We start from the raw sequence: 26,346 nt of genomic DNA, 5'->3' as shown, positions 1-26,346 counted from the left end.
GACACAAGCAATGCAACGCCGGCATTTTCCCTCGATTTTGCTCTACTGCTTTGGACTGGCCCTGGCTTTTTCACTAGTGTTCAATGGATTTCTTCTGTACGAGCAAACCCGTCTGCGAAGCATTTACGAATACGAATTAGGCAACGCAGTCCACCCGGTGGATCTCGTGGTTTGGCAACAGCAGCTTTCAGACTGCAAACGAGCTAACCAACAGAAAGACAGCCTGATTCTTCAACTGGAGCAGCTACCCAACGCCACTCCAGGTCAGACAGTCAAAGTTGAGCGGAACTCGAATGGGGTAATGAAGAACTAGAAAATGAATTAATCCAGCAGCAAATCAACGTGGCCAATGCCTACTAAAAATTGTCAAACTAGTCCCGTGCAAAACAATATAATTATTATGAATAGAATGCTCATACTCACGAGCTTGTGCGCCTTGTTGGGCTTGGCAAGTTGTGGACATAAAGAAGAAGAAAAGGAAGAGGAAATTAAGTATCAGGTTACCAGTCCATTAAAAAGAGACACAACAATCACCAACGACTACGTCTCTCAAATTCACTCTATCCAGCACATCGAATTAAGAGCACTGGAAAAGGGGTATTTGCAGAAAATTTTCGTGGACGAAGGGCAGTACGTTAGAAAAGGGCAGCTCATGTTTCAAATTCTGCCTATACAGTATCAGGCCGAACTATTGAAAGCCCAGGCCGAAGCCAATTTTGTGGACGTCGAATACAAAAACACAAAGCTACTGGCGGATAGTAATATCGTGTCGAAAAATGAATTAGCCCTGGCCAAAGCCAAACTAGATAAGGCAAAAGCTGAAGTATCCGTAGCGCAGATCCACCTTGGATTTACGGAAGTCAGAGCGCCTTTCGATGGTATTATGGACCACTTCCAGGTACGGTTGGGCAGCCTTGTTAATGAGGGCGATTTGTTGACCACCCTCTCCGACAATAGCAAGATGTGGGTGTATTTCAATGTGCCGGAAGCCGAGTATCTGAACTATAAAACGCACGCTCAGGAGGAAAATCTGAATAGTGTCAATTTGCTGATGGCCAATCAGCGGGTATATGATCATCCGGGTGTGGTTCAAACCATTGAGGCTGACTTCAATAACGAAACGGGGAACATTGCGTTCCGCGCTACGTTCCCCAATCCTAAAGGGCTGTTACGGCATGGCGAAACCGGTAATATACAAATGACTTTACCGATGAAAAACGCCCTGATCATTCCGCAGAAAGCCACCTTCGAAGTTCTGGAAAAGAAGTACGTATATATAGTCGATAAAGACAACAAAATTCGATCGAGGGAAATCACCATTGCCGCCGAAATGCCGCACATTTTTGTTGTTCGAAGCGGTCTGAACAAAGATGATAAGATCCTTCTGGAGGGCTTACGTCAGGTAAAAGAAAACGAAAAGATACAATACACATTCGTGAAACCAGAGTCTGTTATCTCTAACCTAAGTTTATATGCCGAGTAATCAGACATTCTAAAAACCAGACGTTATGTTCAGTAAATTCATTCGCAGACCTGTATTCGCTATCGTGATCTCGATCATGATAGTCTTTATTGGCATACTGGCTATCCAGAAATTGCCTATTTCTCAATTCCCTGATATTGCCCCCACAACCGTAAATATTTTCATTGCTTATCCCGGATCCAGTGCCGATGTATTGGTAAAATCAACGCTGATTACCTTGGAACAGGCCATCAATGGCGTCCAGGATATGCGGTATATTGCGACCGACGCAACCAGCGCTGGTGAGGCTACCCTTCGGATTATTTTTGAACCAGGTACTGACCCCAACGTGGCCGTTATTCGGGTGAAAACAAGGGTGGATCAGGTTATGCCGCTCTTGCCCGAACTGGTTCAGCGTGAAGGGGTTATTATCTCGCCGGTCCAGCCTAGTATGTTGATGTACGTCAATCTCTATTCCAAGGAAAAGAGTATTGACGAAAAATTCTTGTTCAACTACGCTACTGTTAAAATGATCCCCGAAATCCAGCGGACTAAAGGGATCGCCAGGGCACAAATATTGGGTAGCCGGCGGTATGCGATGCGCCTATGGTTAAACCCTGAGCGCATGCGTGCCTATAATATCTCCACCGAAGAAGTCATGAAGGCCGTAGGGGAGCAGAGTATTATCGGTCGGCCCGGCCGGATCGGTCAAAGCTCCGGTATAGCTGCCCAGTCGCTGGAATATGTACTCACCTACAAAGGACGGTATAACAAGCCGGAAGAGTATGAGGGTATCATTATCCGGGCCAATTCAGCCGGAGAAAGCATACACTTACGGGATATAGCCCGGGTTGAACTGGGAAGTGAATTCTTTGACATCTATTCTAACCTGGATGGCCATGCGTCGGCAGCCATAGTATTGCGCCAAAACTATGGTAGTAATGCCAGTGACGTTATTGAAGAAGTAAAAAAGAAGCTTGAAGTAATGAAAGAATCCTTCCCTCCGGGTGTGGATTACAAAATCAGCTATGACGTGTCCAACTTCCTGGATGCTTCTATCGAGCAGGTAATTGATACGTTGCGGGATGCATTTTTACTGGTTGCCTTGGTCGTTTTCATATTCCTGGGCGATTGGCGTTCAACCCTGATACCGATCCTCGCGGTTCCGGTATCGTTGATCGGGGCGTTTTTCGTTATTCAGGCTTTTGGGCTTTCCATCAATTTAATTACGCTCTTTGCCCTGGTGCTGGCCATTGGTATTGTGGTGGATGATGCCATTGTGGTGGTAGAGGCCGTGCATGCCAAGATGGAAGAAGAGCCGAATCTATCCCCCTTTGGTGCGGTTAGAAAAGTACTTGGTGAGATCAGCGGAGCTATTATCGCCATTACCCTGGTGATGGTATCGGTATTCCTGCCCATTTCGTTCATGTCGGGTCCGGTCGGTACATTCTATCGCCAATTCTCGATCACTATGGCCAGTTCCATTGTGATTTCGGCCTTGATCGCCCTGACGCTTACGCCAGTGTTATGTGCCATGTTGTTGAAAAATCACCATGGCCATCCCGAAAAGAAGAAAAACTTCCTGACCAAAGGGATTGATAGTTTTAACCGGGTGTTTGATAGACTTACCGGACGATACGTTGGCTTGTTAAAATTAATCGTCAGCCGTCGAGTCGTTACGTTCATCATATTATTGGGTTTCTGCGCAGGAATATTCTACGAGAATACCGTTCTGCCAGCCGGATTTATTCCGAACGAGGATCAGAGTACGATTTATGCGATTATCCAGACCCCACCGGGTTCTACCCTGGAAAAAACCAACCAGGTTTCCCGAAACCTTCAGAAAATTTGTGAAGAAGTTCCGGGTATAGAATCGGTATCGTCGCTGGCCGGTTACGAGATTATGACCGAAGGACGGGGCTCCAATGCCGGTACGTGTCTGATCAACCTGAAACCCTGGTCGGAGCGCGAGCATAACGTGAAGGAAATCATGGAAGAACTGGAAGGTAAGACGAGAAATCTTGGCGCTGTGGTTGAATTCTTCGAACCACCGGCAATTCCTGGATTTGGTACTTCAGGCGGTTTTTCCATGCGCTTACTGGATAAAACGACCGATACCGACTATCGTGAGTTTGATAAGATCAACAAAGAGTTCATGGCCAATTTGGGCAAGCGTAAAGAGCTAACGGGCCTGTTTACCTTTTTTGCCGCGAACTATCCGCAATACGAACTGGAGATCGACAACAATCTGGCCATGCAGAAAGGCGTGTCTATCGGAAAAGCGATGGATAACCTCAATATCATGATTGGCAGTACCTACGAACAAGGGTTTACCAAGTTTAACCAGTTCTTCAAAGTGTACGTGCAGTCCGATCCTAAGTACAGAAGGCTTCCATCCGATCTTCTCAAGCTTTTTGTCAAAAACGATGCGGGTGATATGGTGCCCTACTCGGCATTCATGCGGCTTAAAAAAGGGCAGGGACCCAATGAAATTACCCGGTTCAATTTGTACAATTCTGCCGCTATTCAGGGCCTTCCGGCGAAGGGATATACTACGGCAGATGCCATACAGGCCATTCGGGAAGTTGCCAAAAAGACCTTGCCAAGAGGATACGATATCGCTTTTGAAGGCCTTTCCTACGACGAATCGATCCGGGGGAATGAGTCTCTGTACGTATTCCTGATTGTATTGGCTTTCGTTTACTTTGTATTGGCAGCCCAATATGAAAGCTTTATCATTCCGTTGGCTGTCGTGTTCTCGCTACCAGTTGGGATATTCGGTTCGTTTTTGCTGCTCAAGTTAATGGGGCTGGAAAACAACATCTATGCCCAGATCGGACTCATCATGCTGGTTGGTCTGTTGGGTAAAAATGCTGTACTGATCGTGGAGTTTGCCGTTCAGAAGCGCCATCAGGGAGAAACAATTCTGAACGCAGCCATTGAAGGGGCCAGGGTCCGTTTCCGCCCGATCTTAATGACCTCATTCGCTTTCGTGGCCGGATTGATACCGCTGATTAGTGCAACCGGTGCCGGTGCTATTGGTAACCGAACCATTGGCGCTTCTGCCATGGGTGGTATGTTATTCGGCACCATTTTCGGGGTCATCATCATTCCTGGATTGTACTACATATTTGGCAGTTTGGCTGATGGCAGAAAGATGATTAAAGATGAAGAAGATGATTCTTTAACCGAAAATCTGGTTCATTCAGTTGACATTTTCCCACAAACAGAAGAAGTTTAATTACATGAGCAATAAAAGACTATTGGCTTGCTTAGGGATAGCTTTCATTGCCCTACTCAATGCCGCCTGTAGTGTTCCGCGCCTGGTTGGAAAAACAGAAAATAAACTGGTACCTGCGAGTTATAACAACTCGCAGGACTCTACCAATTCGGCAAAGAGTACCTGGAAAGAGTATTTTACCGATCCAAACCTGGCCGCCCTGATTGATACGGCATTGTTTAACAATCAGGAACTAAATATCACGCTGCAGGAAATCCAGATGGCTAATAACGAAATATTAGCCAGAAAAGGGGCATATCTACCCTTCGTTACGGTAGGTGGCGGTAGCGGTGTTGACAAAGTGTCGCGCTATACGAGTCAGGGAGCTGCCGACGCCTATTCAGAAATAAAACCGGGTAAAGAAACGCCGGAGGTTTTACCGAATTCGTATATAGGTGCTTTTGCCAGTTGGGAAGTGGATATCTGGCATAAGCTGCGTAACGCCAAAAAAGTGGCCGTAATGAATTACCTGGCTTCTATTGAAGGGAAGAATTTCCAGGTTACGAATCTGGTCTCTGAAATTGCCAATTCGTATTACGAGCTTATGGCGCTCGACAATCAGCTGGAGATCGTACAGAGAAACATTACGGTTCTTACAAATGCGTTGAGTATTATCAAGCAGGAGAAAGAAGCAGCCAAAGTAACCGAACTGGCCGTACGCAGGTTTGAGGCCGAGGTATTTAAAACCCAAAGCCTTCAGTACGAAATTCAGCAAAAGATTGTCATAGCAGAAAACCGGATTAACTTTCTGGTGGGTAGATTTCCGCAACATGTTCAACGGAATTCCCAGAATTTTGGCACTTTAATACCGACCAAAATTTCGGCAGGTATCCCCCCGCAATTGTTAGCCAATCGGCCTGATATCCGACAGGCTGAACTGCAACTGGCGGCAGCCAAGCTGGACGTAACGGTGGCTAAAGCAAATTTTTATCCTTCGTTAAACATTACAGCATCAGTGGGCGTCATGGCCTTTAATCCGATCTATCTTGGAAATCTGCCTCAATCATTAATCGCTTCGCTGGTTGGTGATCTAGCCGGTCCCTGGATCAATAAGAATGCCATTACGGCTACCTATCAAAGTGCCAATGCCAAGCAAATTCAGACCGTTTATAATTACGAGCGCACAATTCTGAATGCCTACATCGAAGTGGTCAACCAGTTGTCGAATATTGATAACCTGGAGAAAAAGTACAACATGAAAAACAACCAGGTGGACGCACTTACCCAGTCGACCGGCATATCGATCAAGTTGTTTACCTCAGCCAGAGCCGATTATATGGAAGTGCTGTTGACTCAACGCGATGTACTGGAAGCTCGAATGGAGCTTATTGAAACCAGAATGCAACAAATGAATGCACTGGTCAATACGTACCGGGCGCTTGGTGGTGGATGGAAATAAATTTCTGATACTAATCAATCTAGGCCTTTAACAAAAACCCGTGCCACGGTTTCGAACCGTGGCACGGGTTTTTGTTAAAGGCCTACTACTTTTTTCTGAATCTCTGCTGGAAAACCTGATCAACAGTCAAAATAATTGAACAAAAACGGCTTAAAATCGTAGCTTGTAGCAGACTTGGTAATACCTCCAGATGACCTACGAAAATTCACGCACTTTTGCTCAACAACTAGATCAGGCTGACCCTCTTCGGCCGTTTCGCGACCGTTTTCATATTCCTCAGCGCGATGGTAAACCCTTAAATTACCTGTGCGGTAATTCGCTTGGCCTGCAACCTAAAACTGCGCGTGAAGCCCTTGGCCGCGAGCTTGAAACCTGGCAGAATCTGGGTGTTGAGGGCTGGTTTGATCATTCTGCCGTTGCAGAGTCGGAAAGTGACAGACAAACCTGGTTAGGTTATCATGCTACCTGTAAAGACTCACTGGCGCAAATCGTAGGGGCCGAAACCTCGGAAGTTTGCCCGATGAACGCGCTGACCGTGAATCTGCATCTATTACTTGCTTCATTTTATCGGCCCGGAACAATTGATTCATTAGGGAAAAAGAAGTACAAAATTCTTACGATTGCTGGTGATTTTTCATCGGATCAATATGCCCTTGAAACGCACGTAAAGCATCATGGGTTAAATCCCTCAGAAGCAATTATCGAAATAGCGCCACGATCCGACGATAGCCTGATCCACACGACGGATATCCAGCATGCCATTGCCGAACATGCCGACTCGCTGGCCTTAATCTGGATGAGTGGCCTGAATTATTACACAGGGCAGGTTTATAACATGGATGCCATCACCCAGACGGCTAAACAGCATTGTGTACTCATTGGTTTTGATCTGGCCCATGCGATCGGAAACGTACCCCTGCGGCTCCACGAATGGGGCGCTGACTTTGCCACCTGGTGCTCGTATAAATACCTCAATGGCGGGCCGGGAGCCGTTTCTGGCGTGTTTGTTCATCAGAAACACCATGATCAGAACGTACCAAGGCTGGCTGGTTGGTGGGGTTATCGCGAAGACCGGCGTTTTGCTATGCAGCCAGGTTTTCTACCAGCTCCCGGAGCCGATGGCTGGCAGGTTAGTACCCCTAACATACTATCACTGGCCTTGCATCGCGCAGCTTTGGCCATTACAGCCGAAGCTGGAATTATTCCCCTCCGACAAAAAAGTGAACTATTGACTGGTTACCTGGAATATGTGTTGGCACCGTTTGATGACGTGCAGCTACTAACGCCCGACGATCCGAACCAGCGCGGTTGCCAGCTATCGTTGCTGGTGCGCAAAAAAGGCCGTGAGTTGTTTGCCTATCTGACCGAACAGGGTATTATCGGCGACTGGCGCGAACCCGACTGCATTCGGCTGGCTCCCACGCCTTTATATAACACTTTTGAGGAAGTATGGCGGGTAGGGGAGGCCATGAGCAGGTATTTTAGCCTACAGGCAGATTAAGCACACCGCTGTACTCAAAACTGCCTGAAATGCTTTCATTAGTCTATTTCGTCTCAGCTTTCAGAAACGGAACCTGGCTTATTGAATGCAATATTACGCTTCAGACCTTCCAGTTTGGTTCGTTTCACGGCCGATCGGCGAAAAACCTCACGAAAAACATCTTCCGTAATTTCCTCCCAGTCGGTCTTTGTAAAAGCGGCTAATTCGGGATTTAGGTTGAATTCAACCGTTTTGTGTGGTTTGGCAAAACGATTCCAGGGGCAGACATCCTGACAGATGTCACAACCGAAGACCCAATTGTCAAATTTTCCCCGAACATCGTCAGGAATTGCCTCTTTTAACTCAATCGTAAAGTAAGAAATACACTTGCTGCCATCAACCACGTATGGCCCAACAATTGCGTCGGTAGGGCAGGCGTCGATGCAACGTGTACAGGTACCGCAATAGTCAGTAATTGGACCATCAGGCTCCAACTCAAGATCGAGGATTAATTCGCCGATAAAGAAAAACGAACCGATCTCGCGATTGATCAGATTGGTGTGTTTGCCCACCCAACCTAATCCCCCTCGATTAGCCCAGGCTTTATCCATGACTGGTGCTGAATCGACAAAAGCCCGCCCGCCAACTTCACCGATTTCTTCCTGAATATAAGCCAGTAAATTTTTTAGTTTGTCTTTTATAACATAGTGATAGTCTGCACCATAAGCATATTTTGAGAGCTTATAATCTGCATCGGATTCGGGAAGTTTCTGCTCTGGATAATAATTGAGCAAGACCGTTATGACCGATTTGGCATCATCGACCAGCAGGCGGGGATCAAGCCGTTTGTCGAAGTGGTTAGCCATGTAATTCATCTGGCCATGCATCCCATTCTTAAGCCAGGTTTCCAGGCGGGGCGCTTCTTCTTCCAGAAAATCAGCTTTCGCCACACCACAAAAATCAAAACCTAAGGCGAGGGCTCTGGCTTTGATCAATTGGGTGTACTGACTTGTTGACGAATGCATAAAAGACGAAGGCGACTGTTTCTGGAAAACAGATTTGCCGGAAAGATAAATCCTGTAAATCAATAAATCAGCCTGACCATTACTGAGAAATCGTGTCAACTTGGCAGTAAATGCGGTTTTGGCCGAGCTTTTGCCCATCTTTGCATATGAATTTCTGGAAGCGAAATAGAAGCTCATCAATGGAAAATAAAGACATTTTGGACGAAGAAGCGTCTACGAATACGCAACAACCTGACAACCTGACAACTGCAACCGCAGCCGGTGAAGAGGCTGTACCCGTCAATGGCGGAGAGTCGGAAGAAACAACTGAAAGCAATTCGGCAGAAGGCTTTGTGGCCGAAACGGAACGGATCGGCAGTGAATTAGCTGAACTTAAAGATAAATACCTCCGTTTGTACGCTGACTTTGAGAACTTTCGTCGGCGAACGGCCAGGGAAAAACTAGACCTGATCAGTAATGCCAATGAAGGCTTATTACAGGCGTTGATACCCGTTGTTGACGATTTTGAGCGCGCTATGCAATCCATCGAAACAACGGATGATATTGCCGCCGTAAAGGAAGGTATATCCCTGATTTACAATAAGTTGTTTAAGACTTTAGAAAATAAAGGCTTAAAACCAATGAGTTCGAAAGGTGAAACCTTTAATGCTGACCTGCACGAGTCTGTAACTCAGTTTCCGGCTCCAAGCGATGATCTCAAAGGAAAAGTCATCGACGAAATTGAAAAAGGGTATTATCTGAATGACAAGGTCATTCGGTTTGCGAAAGTAATTGTAGGAGCATAATTTTTAGGTGTGATGTGGGATATATGATGTTTGGTCCAATGTGCCAGACTAGACATCATATATCCCACATTATATATCCCGACCATGGCAACGAAGCGCGATTATTACGAAATACTGGGCGTTGATAAGAACGTCTCGCCGGAGGAGTTGAAAAAGGCATATCGGAAGATGGCCATCAAGTACCATCCCGATAAAAACCCCGATGACCCCACCGCCGAAGAAAAATTTAAGGAAGCGGCTGAGGCTTACGATGTTCTGAACGACCCTCAGAAGAAGGCTCGCTATGACCAGTTTGGTCATGCCGGTATGGGTGGAGCCGCTGGTGGCTATGGTGCCGGTGGACCAACCATGGAGGATATATTCAGTCAGTTTGGTGACGTTTTTGGCGACGATTCGCCCTTTGGGAGCTTCTTTCGGGGAGCACAGGGGGGAGGAGGACGTCAGCGCGTTCGTCGTGGCTCCGATCTGCGCATTAAACTGAAATTGAATTTACAGGAAGTTGCCAACGGTGTTGAGAAGAAAATTAAAGTTAAGCGCCACGTTACCTGTAACACCTGTGGTGGTAACGGGTCTAAAAATGGTACGGCTGTACAAACCTGTACGACCTGTAGTGGAACTGGGCAAACCCGTAAAGTAGTCAACACCATGCTTGGGCAAATGGTCTCGACCAGCACTTGCCCAACCTGTAATGGTGAAGGTAAACTGGTAACCGACCGGTGCGACGTATGCTTTGGTGAAGGCCGTGTATTGCAGGAAGACGTTATTCCAATTAAGATTCCGGCGGGTGTTGCTGAAGGCATTCAATTATCGGTAGGAGGAAAAGGTAACGTACCCCCGCGTGGTGGTGTTGCTGGTGATTTACTCATTGTCATTGAAGAAGAAGAGGATGCTGACCTCAAGCGTGATGGCAACAACGTCGTGTTTGATCTGTACGTCAACTTTGTGGACGCTGCTGTCGGCACAAACGTAGAGGTGCCAACTATTGACGGAAAGGCCCGTATCACGCTTGATCCGGGTACGCAGAGTGGCAAAATTCTTCGTCTCAAAGGCAAAGGAATCAAAGAATTGAACGGCTATGGCCGTGGTGACCAACTCGTTCATGTAAACGTCTGGACGCCCAAAGCGTTATCGTCGGAAGAGCGGTCGATGCTGGAAAAGCTACGTAACTCACCGAACTTTCAGCCAAAGCCTAATAAAAATGAAAAAGGATTCTTCGATAAAATGAAGGATTTCTTTCATGGATAAGTATTGACGATAAATGGTCAATAAACAAACATATAGAAAAATGCCAGGGAGCCCCATTTAGGGGCTTTTTTGGTTTATAGCTGTTGTATTTTGTATGAGTTCCTTATTGAAATGTGTTTGGGGCCCATAAACTTTGCTTATTTCAAATTCCCCTGCCATGTTAAAAAAATGCCTTTAAAGGTATGCTCCACTTCAATCAATAGTTAACATACTCTTCAATATTCATGACTTGGCCCCCGGTTACTCAATTCGTCGTATTAGAAACATCTATTTATATTATAAAGATTAAAAGGAAAGCTTTCACTTTTTACCTTGAAGACCTATTCATTATTCTATACCAGTTCTACTCTTGATACCATCATGGATTTTAAAGACCAAATCAAACAGCACTGCGACCGTGTTGCTAAGTTAAAAGACTCTATCCAGACCGAAGAAGCGGCAAAAACGGCTCTAATCATGCCATTTCTGAATATGCTAGGATATGATGTATTTAATCCGTTTGAAGTTGTGCCCGAGTTTATTTCTGACATTGGTACCAAGAAGGGTGAAAAGGTCGATTACGCGATTATGCGAGAAGTCAATGGGCAGCCTGAACCCTGTATGCTCATTGAGTGCAAACATTGGAAACAAGCTCTTACCTTGCACGATAATCAGTTACTACGTTATTTCCACGTAACCAAAGCCCGCTTTGGTATCCTGACTAATGGCGTTGTATACCGCTTTTATACGGATCTGGTTGCTCCTAATCGGATGGACGAACAGCCTTTTCTTGAAATTGACTTACTTGATTTACGAGAGAATCAAATTGAAGAGGTTAAGAAATTTAGTAAGCCTTACTTCGATGTTGACCAGATTCTCAATACAGCCAGTGAACTAAAATATACTGGTGCACTGAAGTCTATCATGCACCAAGAGTTTACAAATCCATCGGAGCACTTTGTCAAATACTTTGCCAGAGGTGTGTATGAAGGCCAATTAAACGCCAGGATGGTTGATTACTTCACTGGGTTAGTCAAGAAGTCAATTGCCCAAACGATTTCCGAGCAAGTATCCGGGCGGTTGAAAACCGCCCTAGGGCAAGAAGAATTAGCTATTCCACAAATCACTACCGAACCAATTGCTACTCCAACCAGCGAAGAAAAAACAGGTCCCATTGTGGTTACAACAGCGGAGGAATTAGAGGGCTTTTATATTATTCGTTCCATTCTGCGTCCGCATATCGATTCAAACCGCATTGTTCATCGGGATGCACAAAGCTATTTTGCGATTCTTTTGGATGACAACAACCGTAAGACAATTTGCCGATTGCACCTAAACGGGCAAAAGAAATATATCGGCTTACTTGATGCAGAAAAACGGGAAACGAAATATGAAATCCAATCCCTAGACGACATCTATAACCATGCAGAGGCCTTGAAGCAGTCAGTGGGCAATTTCACAAAATTATCTGTAGCTGCCGAATAGGTATTGCTTCAATCTACACGTTTATGAAGCGATTTATACTTCGAGGATTTACACTGCTACAAATTGGCTGAACTTCTAAAAAAGACGTATTACCAAGCCGGGTATTTTTCGTAAGAGGAAGTACTCTATTTCATATGCAGACAATCAAAATAGCTGGTGGGAATTTACCCCATCCTTGACTGTTATCAATTACAAATATGGTCTATTGGGCCAAATTATTTTTGCCAGAATAGACCATATTTAATCGTTACATAAGCAGGTGTCGCTAATGTATATTCCAGCTTGTTATAGATTAAAGCAGTGATAGGAACAACTGCATTTATATCTAAATACTTATTCGTTTTTATTTTAAACTGAGATCCAACTTGAACGTATGCATATTGGAATAAATTAAATGCCTCATTATACTTCGATACGTTTGTTCTATAGTTCACAAATTGACCTCTATAATACTTTTCAGTAAATGGATTATCATTGTAAAGCAGGTTTGAAAAAAGAGAGTTCTCAGCTCGAATAGCCACATAGTGCCTGAAGAAACCATGTGGATCGACCCGTTTCTTCATTTTTCTTCCTATTGAAAAATAATAACGTACACTAATCGGCAAATCGACGCTATATAACCAAGCTCGATTTCCAAATCCGTAATTCATTTCTAATGCACCCAGCAAGGAAATGTCTGGCTTGATTTTATGTTCAATAGCCGCTTCGACTCCTACGCTTTTCCAGGGTGCAGAAACAGATGATTGCCGAAAGAAAGGCAAGTTCAACCCGGTTTTGATTAGTTGTTTGCTATCGGGAACAGGTTTATAAGCTTGACTAGTTGAATCGTAGGTAATCGTATAATTTTTTTTATCAACAACCTGAGCAGGCGCCAAGTGGGCCATTAGAAAAAAGAAAGTGAATAATCGAATCATAACTAGTTTATTTTCTGCCCCATTTATAGACTAGCCCTACTTGTGCACTCTGATTGTATAAATCAAAAGGGCCTGCTCCGGCAATTTGGGTAACTGCTTGAGCAAACCTTGTAAATCCCTTGAAATAACTTATTTCAGCGCCAACGCGACCAAACATATAATTGAGTCGGAATGTTAGCCCAACCTCAAGCGGGTCAGTATCAGCCCAGGCATTCTGAGTTCGGATTAAGGGGTTGAATTCAATTCCCGTCAGTAGAGTAATATTCCTGGTAAGATGCAGCCCAATTTGTGGGTTGATCCCTAGATAATAATAACCTGCTATTAGATTTATTTGACCGTTGATGTATCTGGATTTTAAGCCTTTTTGCTGAAATGTAGCATCAATTCTCAGCGACAACTGATCTTTGATGATTGGCCTGGTGTAAAAGCCCCCGATATAAAAACCATAACGGGGCAATAGACCTGCCAAAGAAATTGCTATGAGACGAGGTTCTGCACTGGCTATTGGATATGAATAATTCACCCCTGCTCGAAATCCATATCTTCGTTCTGATTCCGAATGGTTTTGATAAAAATCAGTTACTCCCTGACCTAAGGCAGCCCAGGGAGTAAGCATGAGTAGATGGATAAGTATCCTTCTGAAAACAGCCATTGTTATTGAAAATAGTAACCGGGTTCTTATGCTCTTTAGAGGGTGTCAATACACAAAAGGATGGCTTCTCTAACTAAGAAGAAAGCAATCGCAAATAAAGGTGTTATCCTGAACTGACACGTACTAATCATTAGCAAAAGTTGACCGACGAGCCCTTTTTACTTAGGTCAGTAGTAGTAATCAGTGGCCGTCCAGAAGTAAGGCTTGCCCTGATTGTACCACGATTCCTGGTGGTATTCGATTTGCCGTGTCATTCGCCCCTGGGCATCATATTCATTCGTATAGGTGTAGTCATAGATATGGACGCCATCCGTATAGCCGTAATCAAGAATCTTTTTATGAACTAGCGCATTTCGGCTGGTTTCTCCCAGAAAGGTTAACTGGGCCGGCGGAGCAAGATGCGTGTTATCATAGGTCATCTGAGTTACCTGTTCTAGCTTGCCGCTCGCGATTCCATATTGCTCAATACGAACCACGTTACCATTATCAATAGTGAATACCTGCCGGTTATTCAGAAATTGTACTGTTTTTAGAATGCCTTCGGCCGAATACTGTCTCAACGTATCGACATCGATGTAGGAGTAACGCTTTTTAGTCCGGCTCAGCACCCTACGCTGCGAGTCGTCGAGTCGATACTGGAACCGAATGCCGGTACTGCCTTCCAGTTCCTGAAATTGCCCGTTCTGATAAGTGTATTCACTTTTTAGTGTTCCGCTGGTGTAAGGGCCACTAATATTGGCCGAATATTGGGTTCGGTCATAGTTGGTTAGCCTACCCTGTGAGTCGTAGCGAAAGCTCATACTATCTTTAGACGCAATTGCCTTAACTGCCCCATCAATCAGCACGGTATCGAGCATGGGTTCCTGATCCAGAAAGCGGTAATAGCGGATCGTCAGATGGGCTACCCTTTGTCCAGATGAAGGAGATGGAGTCAGCTCTAATGGCGCATCTTTACAGCCAATAACGAGAATACACAGTACCGCGAGAGCAAGCGTTATCCTTTTCATAAAGACTGAAGTATGATGTTGTTGAGTATAAACCAGCGAGTGAACCTATTTGTGCAAACTGGCCCGCTCTAAAGTAGATAATTCAGTTGATTTTTCCGCAGCTTAACCGCTGCACCAGTAAACTGCAAACCACCACCGAACTTTTTTGCTGAGCGGTTCCCAGAGGTAGAGCCTTCACCACTACTGATTTATGGAAATTAATGGGTAAAGCAAATTGCCCGATTCCTTTTGATTAAAAACATTATCTGCTTTATGAAACATTGGACAAAGTACCTCCTGGGCGGGGCAATGGCAGCGTTAAGTATCGTCTCGGCAATAGCTCAGAAAAATCCTGAAGATAAGGCAGGTTGGAAACTGGGAGCCCAGGCATATTCATTTCGGTTATTCCCTTTTGCCGAAGCCCTGCGGAAAATTGATAGCTGTGGCCTCAAATATGTCGAAGCATTTCCGGGGCAGCCAATTGGTGGAGGCATGGAAGGAAAAATGGACTTTAAAATGGATGCTGCAACCCGGCAGGCCGTTAAGAAATTAATTAAAGACAAAGGGCTGACAGTAGTGGCTTATGGTGTGATCAATCCTAAAACGGATGAAGAATGGAGTGCGTTGTTTGAGTTTGCAAAGGATATGGGTATCCTGAATATCAACTCTGAACCTACTCCTGAGCAAATGCCTTTAGTCCGCAAACTAGCTGAGCAGTATAAAATCAACGTAGCCTTACATAACCATCCCAAACCGTCGCGCTACTGGCATCCTGATACGGTTCTGGCTGCTATCGGTGGGAGCAAGTACATCGGCTCCTGCTCCGATATTGGACACTGGGTTCGTTCAGGGCTCGATCCGATTGAGTGCCTGAAAAAGCTGAATGGCCATGTAATCGGTATGCATTTTAAAGATGTGAAGAAAGATACGCCCGATGGTAAATACCACGATGTTGTCTGGAGTACGGGCGATTGCAAAGTAGAAGCCGTCATTGCTGAGTTGAAACGCCAGCACTTTAAAGGCCCGATCTCGGCTGAATACGAATACCACTGGGAAAATAACGGCCCTGAGATAGCGGAAAGCGTGAAAAATTTCCGGGAGATTTTTAACCGGGTGAAGGTGCAGTAGAGGCAAGGGGTGGGGAGACGAGCAAATGCGTAACTGCATTCACTGTCCCTTGCTCCCTGCCCACTCCCTCCTTAACTTCGTAGCCTGTAATTGACTGTATCATGGCTCTCACAACACTTGTTAAAATCTCCAACGTTACGAATCTTAGTGATGCCCGGTATTGTGCTGGTATGGGTGTCGACATGCTTGGCTTTTCAATGGATGCTGAATCAGCAGATTATGTTGATCCTAAAAAGTTTGAAGAAATAAAATCGTGGGTTGCCGGGGTACAGATTGTGGGCGAAACAACGTCGACTGATCCGGAAGTTATTGAGCAACTACTTGAGACCTATCAGCCTGATCTGCTCCAGATTGATGAATCGGCTTTACTGCCGTACCTGGGTTCGTTAGGAAAACCACTCATTCTACGGGTCGATTTGTCGCAGTTGACCCTCAATCAACTTGATACCTTTCTGCAAACAGGGGCGACAGGTGCCGAATACGTTCTGCTCGAAAGCAATGGGCCGCTTCACCTTGATGATGACCTGAAACTGGCGCTCCAACGATTGGCAGGGCGATACCCCGTATTATTAGGCACCGGTGTTTCGGCCGTCAATGTACATGAGCTATTGGCACAGCTTCCTGTTCGGGGAATTGCGCTTAGCGGGGGCGATGAAGAACATCCCGGCAATAAAGAATTCGGTGAATTGATGGATATTCTGGAAGCCATCGAGGAAGAGTAAAAGCGGTTTTCCTTCTTCAGCGGGCAGAAAGGCACACCAACTGCCCGTTGAAGAGGGAAACTGATAAACTCCTGTCTGTCGCCTGCTACTATGTATTACCTACTATCATTGAAAACATACTTCCATCAAACCGCGCGTCCATTCTTCCTATTCTCTTTTCGCAGGTCCTGCTCCGTTACTAGGTTTACATCGGTTTTAGACACAAAAAGCCATGAACAGACGATTAGAACGTATTTCCGACCAGGCCCAAATAGGGGGAGTATGCGCAGGTTTAGCCGATTATTTTGGCATAGATCGTGCCGTAGTCCGGCTCATTTTTGTGATAGGAATTTTTATTCCCCACTTTCCGGCTCTTATCATTTACTGTATCTTGTGGATCGCACTGCCAGAACGTAGGTTCGGTGGATCAACAGCTCAGACAACCGTTTATGCAAACCCCGTTTTTTCTATGAATCCCTACAATCCCAATCAACCCGCATCGCCCGACCGTAGCCTTATCGGCGGGGCAGTTCTGATTCTTCTCGGCGTTCTGTTTCTGCTGGATCGCTATCTCGATATTGACTTTGGCGATCTGTGGCCATTCGTCCTGATTGCGATTGGATTGTGGCTGATTTTCCGGGATCGTATCAAAACGCCATACGATCCTGATAAAAATAACACCAACAACCCTTTATAAAAGATGGCTGATCCCGGATGAATTTTGCAAACGACAACAATCCATCCGGGATCAGCCATAAATAAACTTTGTCATGCAACGAAGAAATGGATTATTCTGGGGCATTTTTCTGCTCACATTTGGTGTGCTGTTCCTGGCTCGGAGAGTCGGATGGCTAGATGTCAATTGGCATTCATTGGTAAATCTATGGCCGGTTCTTCTGATTCTGGCCGGTATTAACCTAATTCTGGAGCGTCGTGGCAATCCGGCGGCCTTTATCACAACCGTGATGCTGGCGGTGGCTGTACCGACAACTTTATTCGGTTTCTTTACGCACGATCGGGATCGAGACGGTTTTGGCATCCATTGGAATAATCATGATGATGATGACGACGATGATGATAATAATAATCGTAATGACGATGATAACGACGATAACGAGGACGACTATCGCTCTGAACGGGATAATCGGGATGCGGGGAAAATTCAGACGAATACGTTTACCGAAGCGATGGATACCGATACCCGTGAAGCTGTACTGAAACTGGCAGGAGGAGCTGGACGCTTTATTATCAGCGATCCAACGACTGAACTCATAAAAGCCGACACCAAACAAAATATCGGTAGCTATTCGATGTCGGTAGACCGGGATGAAACAACACACATTCCGACCATTGAGTTAAAGCCAACGGATGAGAATCAACACATTGACCTTAAAGACGGTAAGTTCGAAAATCGGGTAGACGTTCATCTGAACGATAAGCCAGTCTGGTCAATGGATATTGCACTGGGTGCCGGGCAGGGTGACCTTGATTTAAGTGCTTATACCGTGAAGGATTTAAAACTAGCGGTGGGGGCAGCTGATCTGGATCTTAAATTAGGAGCCAAAGCTGATGTGTCCGATGTGAAACTCGATGTGGGTGCGGCTTCGGTGACAGTGCATGTTCCGAAAGAAGTAGGTTGCCGCATTAAAAAAGATGGCGCTCTGAATTTAGAACGCCTTGATGATTTTACCGATGTAGGTGGTGGCGAATTTGAGAGCCCTGGCTACAGTACTTCCAAAAAGAAAATGACGATTCGCTTCGATGGCGGTATCTCCAGCTTTAAGGTAGTTCGGTATTAATTAAGCGAAAATCATAAGGGCGATCTGATCAGATCGCCCTTATGATTTTCGCTTAATTCTGATTGTTCAACCGATTAAGCAGCATCTTATTAAACGTCTGCTCAGTTTTATACAACTCAGTCAATTGGGCCGGACTGATTACCTTCAGAAACCGGCTCATATACTCTTCATCAAGATCGGCAAGTTTTTGCTTGGTTGAGTTTATCTCGCGCAGGCCATTGACCAACTGATTGTCGTTGAGGCTCGTACGGGAAGGCTCGTTGCTAAGCTGCCGAATCCGGCGGTTCAATTCCTGCTTTTTACCGTTATATTCGTTATAAACCGCCCAGAACTGTGGTGCCTGATCTGTTGTCAGATTGAGCCGATTGGTAATCATGCCAATCTTTGCAGCCTCAATTTTCTGGCGTCCGTTCGGGTCGTTTTGCGCCATTGTGATGTGTGTTGTCATCACTAAAGCTACTATCCAACCAATCCATGCGTGTCTCATCGTGGTATAATTAACCATTCTATAAAGTCAGGAGCCGAGGCCCAGTGATTCTGATACGTTTTGCTCGTCAATGTGCTGCTGAATATCGGCGGGTTTCACATTTAAATATTGAATGGCCGTTGTATCGCTACCCAATGACGAATGAACTTGCTGACCATCGGCTAACTCATACGGATCGATTCCCTGATCATCAAGATAAGCTGCAATTACATCATTACTTACACCCGTCAGTGCTTCTCTGCCAATAGACTCCTGCCGTTGGGGTAAGGTTTTCCAGATCAGCACGGCAATCAGACTGGCACCGGCCAGCGAAGTTACCGTACGTTGCCACGACCAGCTAATGCTAAACGCTGGTTTAGGTTTACGGGTCACGCGAGCCTGCACTCGTGATGGCAGCTGGTCGAAATAGCCATCCGGAGCCCGAAACGGTTGTTGTCGAAGCGGGTGCTCGGGAGGAAGTTCGTCAATCCTGAAGTTGCTCATTTCGTTCATTGTCGTTCAGTGTACAAGTTACACAATTCGTTCTTTATATGCGATTTGACAAGTTACACTGATCGGGGTTTAATCAGACGTATCAGATTTATCCAGATAATCTTCGATTTTTTTTACGGCAAGGTGATAGGATGCTTTCAAGGCTCCAACTGACGTACCGGTAATCTCGGCAATTTCTTCGTACTTCATGTCATCGAAGTATTTCATGTTGAACACCAGCCGTTGTTTATCCGGTAATTTTAGCAGGGCCTTCTGCAACTTCAATTGAATTTCTTCGCCACTTAACTCGTTGCCCGACGTGACAAAATCCGAATTGCTTTCCAGCTTTTCCATCAATTCACCCTCGACGTCGCCAATAGGCAGGAAAAAACGCCTTCGCTTCTTGTTCAGAAAATTGAGACACTCGTTGGTGGCAATCCGGTAAATCCAGGTATATAACTGACTGTCACCCCGAAACTGTTCCAGGCTATTCCAGACTTTAATAAATGTTTCCTGAACCAAATCATCAGCGTCGTCGTGGTCAATGACCATCTTACGGATATGCCAATAAATTTTCTGCTGATACTGACGTACCAGCAGATTAAAGGCATAATTCCGGCTCGACGGGTCGCGGTATTTGGCGAGGAGTTCTGCGTCAGTCATTCTTTTTAGGAGTTGGGAGTGAGGAGCGAGGAATGATAATAGCCGACACGCTATTGTTTTTCGCGGAGCATTCTCACTTCTCGCTCCTCATTCCTAACTACTCTATTTTCTTCCCATTACTTTCTTCACCTGCTCAACAATTTTGTCGGCAGTGAGGCCATATTTTTGCATCAACTGGTCGGGTGTACCACTTTCACCGAAGGTATCGTGAACGCCAACATATTCAAGTGGAGCCGGAAAGTTTTGTGCCAGAACGTGCGCAACGCTATCGCCCAGGCCTCCGCTGATCATGTGCTCTTCTGCCGATACGGCACAGCCCGTTTTCTTCACCGAAGCCAGAATCGCTTCTTCGTCTAACGGTTTAATCGTGTGAATATTGATAATATCGGCTTCAATTCCTTCTGCTGCCAGTATTTCGCCTGCTTTGATGGATTCCCAAACCAGGTGGCCGGTGCAGAAAATCGACACATCGGAGCCTTCATTGACGGTCCATGCCTTCCCGATTTCGAATTTTTGATCGGCAGGCGTAAAGACCGGAATAACGGGCCGTCCGAAGCGTAGGTAAACGGGCCCAACATGGTCGGCGATGGCGATGGTAGCGGCTTTGGTCTGGTTATAATCGCAGGGGTTGATGACGGTCATGTTGGGTAACATTTTCATCATACCCAGATCTTCCAGAATCTGGTGAGTAGCCCCATCTTCGCCAAGCGTAACACCTGCGTGTGATGCGCAGATTTTAACGTTTTTGTTGGAATACGCAACCGACTGGCGAATCTGATCGTAGACCCGACCCGTAGCGAAGTTAGCGAATGTGGTTGCGAAAGGAATATGACCGCCAATGGTCAGGCCAGCCGACACGCCAATCATATTGGCTTCGGCAATACCGCACTGAACAAACCGTTCGGGGTTATCTTTAATGAATGCTTCGAGTTTCAGCGAACCAGCCAGATCGGCGGTCAGCGCTACTACGTTGGGATGGGTTTTGCCAAGTTCAGCTATACCGGCGCCAAAGCCGGAGCGAGTGTCTTTTTTTTCGGTGTACTCGTATTTTTTCATGATTTTTTTCAGGACAGCAATGGGCTTGTGTTTTTAATAATCCGAATAGCCTACAGATAGGGGCAATTGATTCAGGGCCTGGGTAAGTTGCTCAGCATTTGGAGCAACACCGTGCCACTTGTAGCTGCCAACCATGTAATCTACACCGAAGCCCATTTCTGTATGCATCAGAATCAGCGTTGGCACATCCGGATCTTCCTGAGCTTTCTTCAGGGTCTTGATAACATCAGCCATATCGTTCCCCTGCATTTCGTCAACATGCCAGCCAAACGCTCTGTATTTGGCACCAAGATCGCGGTTGTTGTTAACGTAATCAGTTTTACCATCAATCTGAGCGTGGTTGAAGTCGATGACAGCAGTCAGATTGCCTAATTTTTTGTTGGGGGCAAACTGAGCCGCTTCCCAGACCTGGCCTTCCTGCTGCTCGCCATCGCCCATCAACACATAAACATGGTTTGTGTCGCCATTGAGTTTTTTAGAGTAAGCCGCACCAGATGCTACCGACAAACCCTGTCCTAATGAGCCCGAAGCAATGCGAATACCTGGCAGGTGCTCGGCAGTGGTAGGATGCCCCTGTAAGCGACTGTTCAGTTTTCGGAACGTTGACAGTTCGTCCAGAGAAAAATAACCGGCGCGCGCTAGGACCGAGTAAAAAACCGGCGAAATATGCCCATTTGAGAGGAAGAATAGGTCTTCATCGCGACCATCCATGTCGAAAATAGGTGTACCGTCGGCATCTTTTTTCAACTTCATGATATCAAAATAGAGCGCAACCAAAAAGTCAGTACAGCCCAGAGATCCACCGGGGTGACCAGAGTTAACGGCCGCAACCATGCGGACGATGTCGCGCCGAACGGCGGTTGCGATGTGTTCGAGTTGTTCGAGTTCCATGTAGTAATGGCGCGGACGCCCACGTCCGCATCAGGATTTATGGCAAAAGTACAGACGTGGGCATCTGCACCAGGTTATTCTAAAATTTGTTCGGCGTGGTTTTTCGTATCCACTTTGCCAATAATATCGGTAATAATACCATTTTCGTCAATCAGAAACGTAGTCCGGACAGTACCCATATAGGTGCGGCCATACATGGATTTTTCCTGCCATACACCATACGCTTCAACAATGTGTTGGTCGGTATCGGCCACGAGCGTAAAAGGCAGATCATATTTGCTGGCAAATTTCTGGTGCGATTTGACATCATCTACACTGATGCCCAAAACTTCGTAGCCAGCCGCTTTCAGTCGATCGTAATTGTCCCGGAGGCTACACGCCTGAGCAGTACAGCCAGGCGTATCGTCTTTGGGGTAAAAATAAATAACGACTTTTTTGCCCCGATAATCAGACAGTTTAATTGGCTGACCAGTTTGATCAGTGCTTGTAAAGTCGGGGGCCGGATCACCAATATTCAGGCTCATTCAGATGTATGGTTTATGGTTCTCGGTATAAGCTATTCGGGAGTTGTTACTTGCTGAGACTTCTGTTCGGTAAACCAAAACCCATCTATCGAAAATCGTTTTATCGTCTTCGACGTCGTTTGGGCGTGGCTTTTCGTTTGGGTCGGGGCACTTCAATGGTCGTAGTGTCTGAACCGATGTTGCCAGAGCGATCCTTCACTTGTATAAGTACTTCATCACCGGCCTCAAACGGTTCGTCCGGATTAAGCTTGTCCGACCACAACAATGCACGTTTATAGTCGTATTGCATCAACACCCATTCACCGTTAACTAAGGCCCTAAAATCAGCAATACCCGACAGGTCATCCCGAATCCGGGCTGTGATTCCTTTTGGCGTAGCCGACAAAATTTCGACCGTTGGCGGATTGGAATCGGTCATCAGTTGAAACCGACCCAGCGAACGAGTTTTAAATTCAATCCGGCCCTTATTCCACGTTCCGCCCAGAAAACTTTCACGACCACCACTCGTCCAATAGGCTTTCGTACGCATCGTGTCGACTGCAATCGGGTAATTCGGGGTATACTGAATCGTCAGATAATCGTTGAGTGGTATCGTAGGCTGGTTGATTTCCAGACCACCTCCTGGTATTGGTCGCATTGCCAGGTGCAACGTGTCAAATAGCGTTTTGGCCTCAAATTTCAGCCGGGTACTACCATCGACAATTACTTCGTTGCGTCCGGGGATAATGCGTTTTTTGAAATTTGTTCGCACTACGCCCCGGCCAAATTGTATGGAGTCTGGCAATGACTGGCGCAAATCTATAAGATAAACTGCTTGGTTGTTGCGCACATAACTAACTGGCTGCTCAGTTACCGTACGACCACTGTGTAATTTGGCTAACGGGGGATTATTCGCGGCTATGTTCCTGACGGTTATTTTCAGTACATTCTCGTCGGTTGTAATGGTTGCAGCAGACTCTCCACTGGCCTGATCGGGCGTATAGGTAGCGGGCGAAACGGTCAACGAATCTGTGCGGGGTGGGTTAGTTGTCGGTGATTCCGGCAGTATCGTAAAGGTTAGTTGAGCAGCATGGTCGAAAGCATCATAAAGCGTTAGTGTAACTTCATGGGGTTGTCCGTCCAATATGGGTAAGCGTCCCCGATAAGCTGCATTGCTTTGTAACTTATATAAATTCAGAATATTGCCATCAGCAATGTAGCCCCGATGGTATCGCTGGCCGCTCATCTGTTCCACTTCGTAGTTCTCATGGATATTCATGAACCGCGTGTATTCATTCGGAAAACTGTTCATGTTGTAGGCAAATACCTCGCGCCCATCGAGCCGGATTTCGAGGCAACTGATTCCGTTCCGGTAAGGCGACCCGTTAGATTTGTCATAACCCAATACTTCCAGGCCAAGAAGCCCCGATGCCGTGATAGGCTGCGAAAGCGTATAGGTGCCGTCAGCACGACGAACGGGCGCAAAGCTAACGCGCTGGTATTCGCCGTTAATGCGCGAAGTCGCCGTCATTGTTTTCAACGCTATCCGCTCGAAATAAGGAGGTACATCGTCCTTAAGTTCCGGGAAACCGTAGAGCAGCGGGTTGATGAGATTATCCTTGGCGTCACGAACTTCGAAGTGTAGATGAGGTCCGCCAGACCCGCCAGTATTACCTGATGCCGCAATAATGTCTCCTTGCTTGACCGGGAATTGTCCCGGTGCGGGCCGTAAATCAATCTCGAACGTTTTCTTTTCGTATTGCTGTTCGCGAAGGTAAGTGCCAAGGGTATCCTTGAGGGCTTTGAGGTGGCCATAAACCGTTGTCAGACCATTCGGATGTTTGATGAATACCACGTTGCCATAACCACCTGTAAAGACGGCAATGCGCGCAATGTAGCCATCAGCGGCAGCATGAACGTCTAGCCCTTCGCGGCCACCCGTTCGTATGTCAAGCCCGGCATGGAAGTGATTCGCCCGCAAATCACCTAAACCACCCGACAGCGAATTAGCGGCTCCCGGCATAATCGGAAACATAAAATAACCTGCCGGCGCACCGGGCGGCTCGCCCAGCCGATTGGCTGTGGCAGTCGTCTGCTGTGGCGTCTTTGATGAATCCGGACCAGTCTGACCAAAGGCCATTCCAGCCGTAATCAGCGCTGCCAGAAAACTATAAGTTTGTACTCGTTTCAAATCAAAAATATCGAAGACTTTTACCTTTCTTTCGCTCAACCGAAACCGTATTGTCGTCGTTTTGAAGGACACCGGTTCGGTTGTGGCGGATGGCAAAAAGTCGCTTATTTTACATCAATCTCCAGCATTTTCTGATCTTCGATGTAGGCCGTTAGTCGATCACCGATCTGTACCGGGCCAACGCCCTTGGGCGTTCCTGTGAAGATTACATCGCCTTGCTGCAGTAAAAAATACTGCGATACAAACGAGATCAGGTAATCGATCTTGAAGAGCATCAGACTAGTGTTACCCAACTGCCGGGTTTCTCCGTTTATGTCTAGTCTGAAGTTCAGGTTTTGTAAATCCGGGAAATTGGTCTTCGGAACGAACGGAGAAATAGGAGCCGAGCCATTGAATCCTTTGGCTAACTCCCAGGGTAGTCCTTTCGCCTTTAATCGGCTCTGTACGTCACGGGCGGTGAAGTCAATGCCAATACCGATTTCGTCGTAATACTTGTGTGCGAACTTCTCTTCGATATTTTTGCCAACCCGATTGATTTTTACCAGAATCTCAACCTCGTAATGAACGTCCTGCGAGAAGCTGGGATAAAAGAACGGTTCATTTTTGAGGGGAATAGCCGTTTCAGGTTTCAAAAAGATGACCGGATCGTCGGGCTGTTCGTTGTTTAATTCTTTAATATGTTCGGCGTAATTGCGGCCAACGGCAATAATTTTCATAGTAGAACACGGATATCAGCCCGAGTTTGTGTGGATATGACACAAAAGTGTCTATCCGGGTTTTATTAAACTATTCTGAAAGCTACAAATCTAAGGACTAAACAGGGGTAGACCGCACCCATCGGTAAATATTTGAACAAATCTGATCCGTTCCGGGTCATATAACGTCAGAAGACCATTCAGAACAAAAACGCAAAAAGATGAAAAAAGTCATAATAATGATGTTCGCACTAGCTTTCGCTGTTACGGCTTGCGAGAAAGTGCCTTTAACCGGACGAAAGCAACTCATATTGGTGCCAAACAATGACATGCTTACCATGAGCTTTACACAATATAAGCAGTTTTTGGATACAAGTAAAGTGGTTAGCAGTAGTGGCGATGCCGCCATGGTGAGTCGGGTCGGTGATCGAATTCGGGGAGCTGTAGAAAAGTATATGAACGAAAATGGCTACGCCAAACGGCTTGAAGGGTTCAAATGGGAATATCATCTGGTGCAAAGCAATCAGGTCAATGCCTGGTGTATGCCCGGCGGGAAGATTGTGGTTTATTCCGGTATTTTGCCCTATACGCAGAACGAAGCCGGTTTAGCAACGGTACTTGGCCATGAAGTATCGCACGCCATTGCCGAGCATGGTAATGAGCGGATGAGCGAGGGCCTCGTTGCAAACGGATTGTTACAGGCTGGTCAGGCCGCAACGGGCATTGCAACATCGGCCCGAAGTGCTCAGACTCAGGCCATATTTCAACAGGCTTTCGGGGTGGTAGGACCGCTTGCTTATCAATATGGAGTAGGATTACCCCACAGTCGCAAACAGGAATCGGAGGCTGATCACCTTGGCCTGATTTTTATGGCTATGGCCGGTTATGATCCTGCCGAAGCGATTACGTTCTGGCAACGGATGGCTAAAGCGAGTGGCGGAAAAGCTCCCGCTGAGTTTATGTCAGATCACCCATCGGATCAACGCCGGATTGCCGATCTGCAAAAACTACTGCCCGATGCCCAGAAATATTATAACGGGTCCCGTCGGAATAGCTAATGCTTTTAACG

Annotated in this window: 25 protein-coding genes; 13 read left to right on the top strand and 12 right to left on the bottom strand. The window is 46.2% G+C overall.

Features of this window, described 5'->3' with window-relative positions:
• Positions 1-10: 10 nt before the first annotated feature.
• The 5 genes from G8759_RS23425 to kynU all read left to right on the top strand — a co-directional run bounded on the left by G8759_RS23425 (position 11) and on the right by kynU (position 7,642).
• Positions 11-313, top strand: coding sequence for a hypothetical protein (locus G8759_RS23425; protein WP_167213361.1), 303 nt, complete (start codon positions 11-13; stop codon positions 311-313).
• Positions 314-400: 87 nt separating this feature from the next.
• The gene (locus G8759_RS23420) at positions 401-1,483 is read left to right on the top strand and encodes an efflux RND transporter periplasmic adaptor subunit (RefSeq protein WP_167213358.1); all 1,083 of its coding nucleotides are present in this window, start codon (positions 401-403) and stop codon (positions 1,481-1,483) included.
• A gap of 25 nt (positions 1,484-1,508) precedes the next feature.
• Positions 1,509-4,703 carry an efflux RND transporter permease subunit gene (locus G8759_RS23415; protein ID WP_167213354.1) on the top strand — a complete coding sequence of 1,065 codons (3,195 nt, stop codon included), beginning with the start codon at positions 1,509-1,511 and terminating at the stop codon, positions 4,701-4,703.
• Positions 4,704-4,707: 4 nt separating this feature from the next.
• On the top strand, positions 4,708-6,141 hold the full coding sequence (locus G8759_RS23410; RefSeq protein WP_167213351.1) for a TolC family protein: 1,434 nt from the start codon (positions 4,708-4,710) through the stop codon (positions 6,139-6,141).
• Positions 6,142-6,331: 190 nt separating this feature from the next.
• Positions 6,332-7,642, top strand: coding sequence for a kynureninase (kynU, locus tag G8759_RS23405; protein WP_167213346.1), 1,311 nt, complete (start codon positions 6,332-6,334; stop codon positions 7,640-7,642).
• Positions 7,643-7,695: 53 nt separating this feature from the next.
• On the opposite strand, the gene queG is transcribed toward kynU, so the two are convergent.
• Positions 7,696-8,646 (bottom strand): tRNA epoxyqueuosine(34) reductase QueG, encoded by a 951-nt coding sequence (gene queG / locus G8759_RS23400; RefSeq protein ID WP_167213343.1) that lies wholly within the window; start codon positions 8,644-8,646, stop codon positions 7,696-7,698.
• Between the two features lie 179 nt (positions 8,647-8,825).
• Here queG and G8759_RS23395 point away from each other — a divergent pair, with 179 nt between their 5' ends.
• From G8759_RS23395 to G8759_RS23385, 3 genes are all read left to right on the top strand, one after another.
• Positions 8,826-9,431 (top strand): nucleotide exchange factor GrpE, encoded by a 606-nt coding sequence (locus G8759_RS23395; protein ID WP_167213340.1) that lies wholly within the window; start codon positions 8,826-8,828, stop codon positions 9,429-9,431.
• 84 nt (positions 9,432-9,515) lie between these two features.
• Positions 9,516-10,676, top strand: coding sequence for a molecular chaperone DnaJ (dnaJ, locus tag G8759_RS23390; protein WP_167213336.1), 1,161 nt, complete (start codon positions 9,516-9,518; stop codon positions 10,674-10,676).
• Positions 10,677-11,036: 360 nt separating this feature from the next.
• A complete protein-coding gene (locus G8759_RS23385; protein WP_167213332.1) occupies positions 11,037-12,140 on the top strand; it encodes a type I restriction endonuclease in 1,104 nt (367 codons plus the stop codon).
• A 215-nt stretch (positions 12,141-12,355) separates the two neighbouring features.
• Here G8759_RS23385 and G8759_RS23380 read toward each other — a convergent pair whose 3' ends face one another.
• The 3 genes from G8759_RS23380 to G8759_RS23370 form a co-directional block, all read right to left on the bottom strand.
• Positions 12,356-13,054, bottom strand: coding sequence for a hypothetical protein (locus G8759_RS23380; RefSeq protein WP_167213328.1), 699 nt, complete (start codon positions 13,052-13,054; stop codon positions 12,356-12,358).
• A gap of 7 nt (positions 13,055-13,061) precedes the next feature.
• Positions 13,062-13,670: a hypothetical protein gene (locus G8759_RS23375; protein WP_167213324.1), complete on the bottom strand. Its 609-nt coding sequence runs from the start codon at positions 13,668-13,670 to the stop codon at positions 13,062-13,064.
• A 203-nt stretch (positions 13,671-13,873) separates the two neighbouring features.
• The gene (locus G8759_RS23370; RefSeq protein ID WP_167213319.1) at positions 13,874-14,713 is read right to left on the bottom strand and encodes a hypothetical protein; all 840 of its coding nucleotides are present in this window, start codon (positions 14,711-14,713) and stop codon (positions 13,874-13,876) included.
• 252 nt (positions 14,714-14,965) lie between these two features.
• Here G8759_RS23370 and G8759_RS23365 point away from each other — a divergent pair, with 252 nt between their 5' ends.
• From G8759_RS23365 to G8759_RS23350, 4 genes are all read left to right on the top strand, one after another.
• The gene (locus G8759_RS23365; protein WP_167213316.1) at positions 14,966-15,820 is read left to right on the top strand and encodes a sugar phosphate isomerase/epimerase family protein; all 855 of its coding nucleotides are present in this window, start codon (positions 14,966-14,968) and stop codon (positions 15,818-15,820) included.
• 101 nt (positions 15,821-15,921) lie between these two features.
• Positions 15,922-16,542: a phosphoribosylanthranilate isomerase gene (gene trpF / locus G8759_RS23360; RefSeq protein ID WP_167213313.1), complete on the top strand. Its 621-nt coding sequence runs from the start codon at positions 15,922-15,924 to the stop codon at positions 16,540-16,542.
• A gap of 211 nt (positions 16,543-16,753) precedes the next feature.
• Positions 16,754-17,218 carry a PspC domain-containing protein gene (locus G8759_RS23355; RefSeq protein ID WP_167213310.1) on the top strand — a complete coding sequence of 155 codons (465 nt, stop codon included), beginning with the start codon at positions 16,754-16,756 and terminating at the stop codon, positions 17,216-17,218.
• Between the two features lie 73 nt (positions 17,219-17,291).
• On the top strand, positions 17,292-18,320 hold the full coding sequence (locus G8759_RS23350; protein ID WP_167213306.1) for a LiaI-LiaF-like domain-containing protein: 1,029 nt from the start codon (positions 17,292-17,294) through the stop codon (positions 18,318-18,320).
• 52 nt (positions 18,321-18,372) lie between these two features.
• Here G8759_RS23350 and G8759_RS23345 read toward each other — a convergent pair whose 3' ends face one another.
• The 8 genes from G8759_RS23345 to G8759_RS23310 form a co-directional block, all read right to left on the bottom strand.
• Positions 18,373-18,825, bottom strand: coding sequence for a Spy/CpxP family protein refolding chaperone (locus G8759_RS23345; RefSeq protein ID WP_167213301.1), 453 nt, complete (start codon positions 18,823-18,825; stop codon positions 18,373-18,375).
• Positions 18,826-18,834: 9 nt separating this feature from the next.
• Entirely contained in the window at positions 18,835-19,299 is a 465-nt protein-coding gene (locus tag G8759_RS23340) for a hypothetical protein (RefSeq protein WP_167213298.1), read from the bottom strand.
• Positions 19,300-19,368: 69 nt separating this feature from the next.
• The gene (locus G8759_RS23335; RefSeq protein ID WP_162385251.1) at positions 19,369-19,941 is read right to left on the bottom strand and encodes an RNA polymerase sigma factor; all 573 of its coding nucleotides are present in this window, start codon (positions 19,939-19,941) and stop codon (positions 19,369-19,371) included.
• Positions 19,942-20,043: 102 nt separating this feature from the next.
• Positions 20,044-20,997, bottom strand: coding sequence for a transketolase family protein (locus G8759_RS23330; RefSeq protein WP_162385250.1), 954 nt, complete (start codon positions 20,995-20,997; stop codon positions 20,044-20,046).
• Positions 20,998-21,030: 33 nt separating this feature from the next.
• Positions 21,031-21,888: a transketolase gene (locus G8759_RS23325; protein WP_167213295.1), complete on the bottom strand. Its 858-nt coding sequence runs from the start codon at positions 21,886-21,888 to the stop codon at positions 21,031-21,033.
• 74 nt (positions 21,889-21,962) lie between these two features.
• Positions 21,963-22,412, bottom strand: coding sequence for a thioredoxin-dependent thiol peroxidase (gene bcp / locus G8759_RS23320; protein WP_167213290.1), 450 nt, complete (start codon positions 22,410-22,412; stop codon positions 21,963-21,965).
• 100 nt (positions 22,413-22,512) lie between these two features.
• Positions 22,513-24,426 (bottom strand): M23 family metallopeptidase, encoded by a 1,914-nt coding sequence (locus tag G8759_RS23315; protein ID WP_394353332.1) that lies wholly within the window; start codon positions 24,424-24,426, stop codon positions 22,513-22,515.
• Between the two features lie 260 nt (positions 24,427-24,686).
• Positions 24,687-25,298, bottom strand: coding sequence for a fumarylacetoacetate hydrolase family protein (locus tag G8759_RS23310; protein ID WP_167213286.1), 612 nt, complete (start codon positions 25,296-25,298; stop codon positions 24,687-24,689).
• A 200-nt stretch (positions 25,299-25,498) separates the two neighbouring features.
• On the opposite strand from G8759_RS23310, the gene G8759_RS23305 reads away from it, so the two are divergent.
• Positions 25,499-26,335: a M48 family metallopeptidase gene (locus tag G8759_RS23305; RefSeq protein WP_167213283.1), complete on the top strand. Its 837-nt coding sequence runs from the start codon at positions 25,499-25,501 to the stop codon at positions 26,333-26,335.
• Positions 26,336-26,346: the final 11 nt, after the last annotated feature.

The sequence above is a fragment of the Spirosoma aureum genome, from assembly GCF_011604685.1.
GTDB lineage: Bacteria > Bacteroidota > Bacteroidia > Cytophagales > Spirosomataceae > Spirosoma > Spirosoma aureum.
This window is presented reverse-complemented; position numbering and strand designations above follow the sequence as displayed.

What these genes read in the sequence shown, in the direction of transcription:
- G8759_RS23425 (WP_167213361.1), top strand. Translation starts at nt 11, where the DNA reads ATGCAACGCCGGCATTTTCCCTCGATTTTGCTCTACTGCTTTGGACTG.
- G8759_RS23420 (WP_167213358.1), top strand. Translation starts at nt 401, where the DNA reads ATGAATAGAATGCTCATACTCACGAGCTTGTGCGCCTTGTTGGGCTTG.
- G8759_RS23415 (WP_167213354.1), top strand. Translation starts at nt 1,509, where the DNA reads ATGTTCAGTAAATTCATTCGCAGACCTGTATTCGCTATCGTGATCTCG.
- G8759_RS23410 (WP_167213351.1), top strand. Translation starts at nt 4,708, where the DNA reads ATGAGCAATAAAAGACTATTGGCTTGCTTAGGGATAGCTTTCATTGCC.
- kynU (WP_167213346.1), top strand. Translation starts at nt 6,332, where the DNA reads ATGACCTACGAAAATTCACGCACTTTTGCTCAACAACTAGATCAGGCT.
- queG (WP_167213343.1), bottom strand. Translation starts at nt 8,646, where the DNA reads ATGCATTCGTCAACAAGTCAGTACACCCAATTGATCAAAGCCAGAGCC.
- G8759_RS23395 (WP_167213340.1), top strand. Translation starts at nt 8,826, where the DNA reads ATGGAAAATAAAGACATTTTGGACGAAGAAGCGTCTACGAATACGCAA.
- dnaJ (WP_167213336.1), top strand. Translation starts at nt 9,516, where the DNA reads ATGGCAACGAAGCGCGATTATTACGAAATACTGGGCGTTGATAAGAAC.
- G8759_RS23385 (WP_167213332.1), top strand. Translation starts at nt 11,037, where the DNA reads ATGGATTTTAAAGACCAAATCAAACAGCACTGCGACCGTGTTGCTAAG.
- G8759_RS23380 (WP_167213328.1), bottom strand. Translation starts at nt 13,054, where the DNA reads ATGATTCGATTATTCACTTTCTTTTTTCTAATGGCCCACTTGGCGCCT.
- G8759_RS23375 (WP_167213324.1), bottom strand. Translation starts at nt 13,670, where the DNA reads ATGCTTACTCCCTGGGCTGCCTTAGGTCAGGGAGTAACTGATTTTTAT.
- G8759_RS23370 (WP_167213319.1), bottom strand. Translation starts at nt 14,713, where the DNA reads ATGAAAAGGATAACGCTTGCTCTCGCGGTACTGTGTATTCTCGTTATT.
- G8759_RS23365 (WP_167213316.1), top strand. Translation starts at nt 14,966, where the DNA reads ATGAAACATTGGACAAAGTACCTCCTGGGCGGGGCAATGGCAGCGTTA.
- trpF (WP_167213313.1), top strand. Translation starts at nt 15,922, where the DNA reads ATGGCTCTCACAACACTTGTTAAAATCTCCAACGTTACGAATCTTAGT.
- G8759_RS23355 (WP_167213310.1), top strand. Translation starts at nt 16,754, where the DNA reads ATGAACAGACGATTAGAACGTATTTCCGACCAGGCCCAAATAGGGGGA.
- G8759_RS23350 (WP_167213306.1), top strand. Translation starts at nt 17,292, where the DNA reads ATGCAACGAAGAAATGGATTATTCTGGGGCATTTTTCTGCTCACATTT.
- G8759_RS23345 (WP_167213301.1), bottom strand. Translation starts at nt 18,825, where the DNA reads ATGGTTAATTATACCACGATGAGACACGCATGGATTGGTTGGATAGTA.
- G8759_RS23340 (WP_167213298.1), bottom strand. Translation starts at nt 19,299, where the DNA reads ATGAACGAAATGAGCAACTTCAGGATTGACGAACTTCCTCCCGAGCAC.
- G8759_RS23335 (WP_162385251.1), bottom strand. Translation starts at nt 19,941, where the DNA reads ATGACTGACGCAGAACTCCTCGCCAAATACCGCGACCCGTCGAGCCGG.
- G8759_RS23330 (WP_162385250.1), bottom strand. Translation starts at nt 20,997, where the DNA reads ATGAAAAAATACGAGTACACCGAAAAAAAAGACACTCGCTCCGGCTTT.
- G8759_RS23325 (WP_167213295.1), bottom strand. Translation starts at nt 21,888, where the DNA reads ATGGAACTCGAACAACTCGAACACATCGCAACCGCCGTTCGGCGCGAC.
- bcp (WP_167213290.1), bottom strand. Translation starts at nt 22,412, where the DNA reads ATGAGCCTGAATATTGGTGATCCGGCCCCCGACTTTACAAGCACTGAT.
- G8759_RS23315 (WP_394353332.1), bottom strand. Translation starts at nt 24,426, where the DNA reads ATGTTTCCGATTATGCCGGGAGCCGCTAATTCGCTGTCGGGTGGTTTA.
- G8759_RS23310 (WP_167213286.1), bottom strand. Translation starts at nt 25,298, where the DNA reads ATGAAAATTATTGCCGTTGGCCGCAATTACGCCGAACATATTAAAGAA.
- G8759_RS23305 (WP_167213283.1), top strand. Translation starts at nt 25,499, where the DNA reads ATGAAAAAAGTCATAATAATGATGTTCGCACTAGCTTTCGCTGTTACG.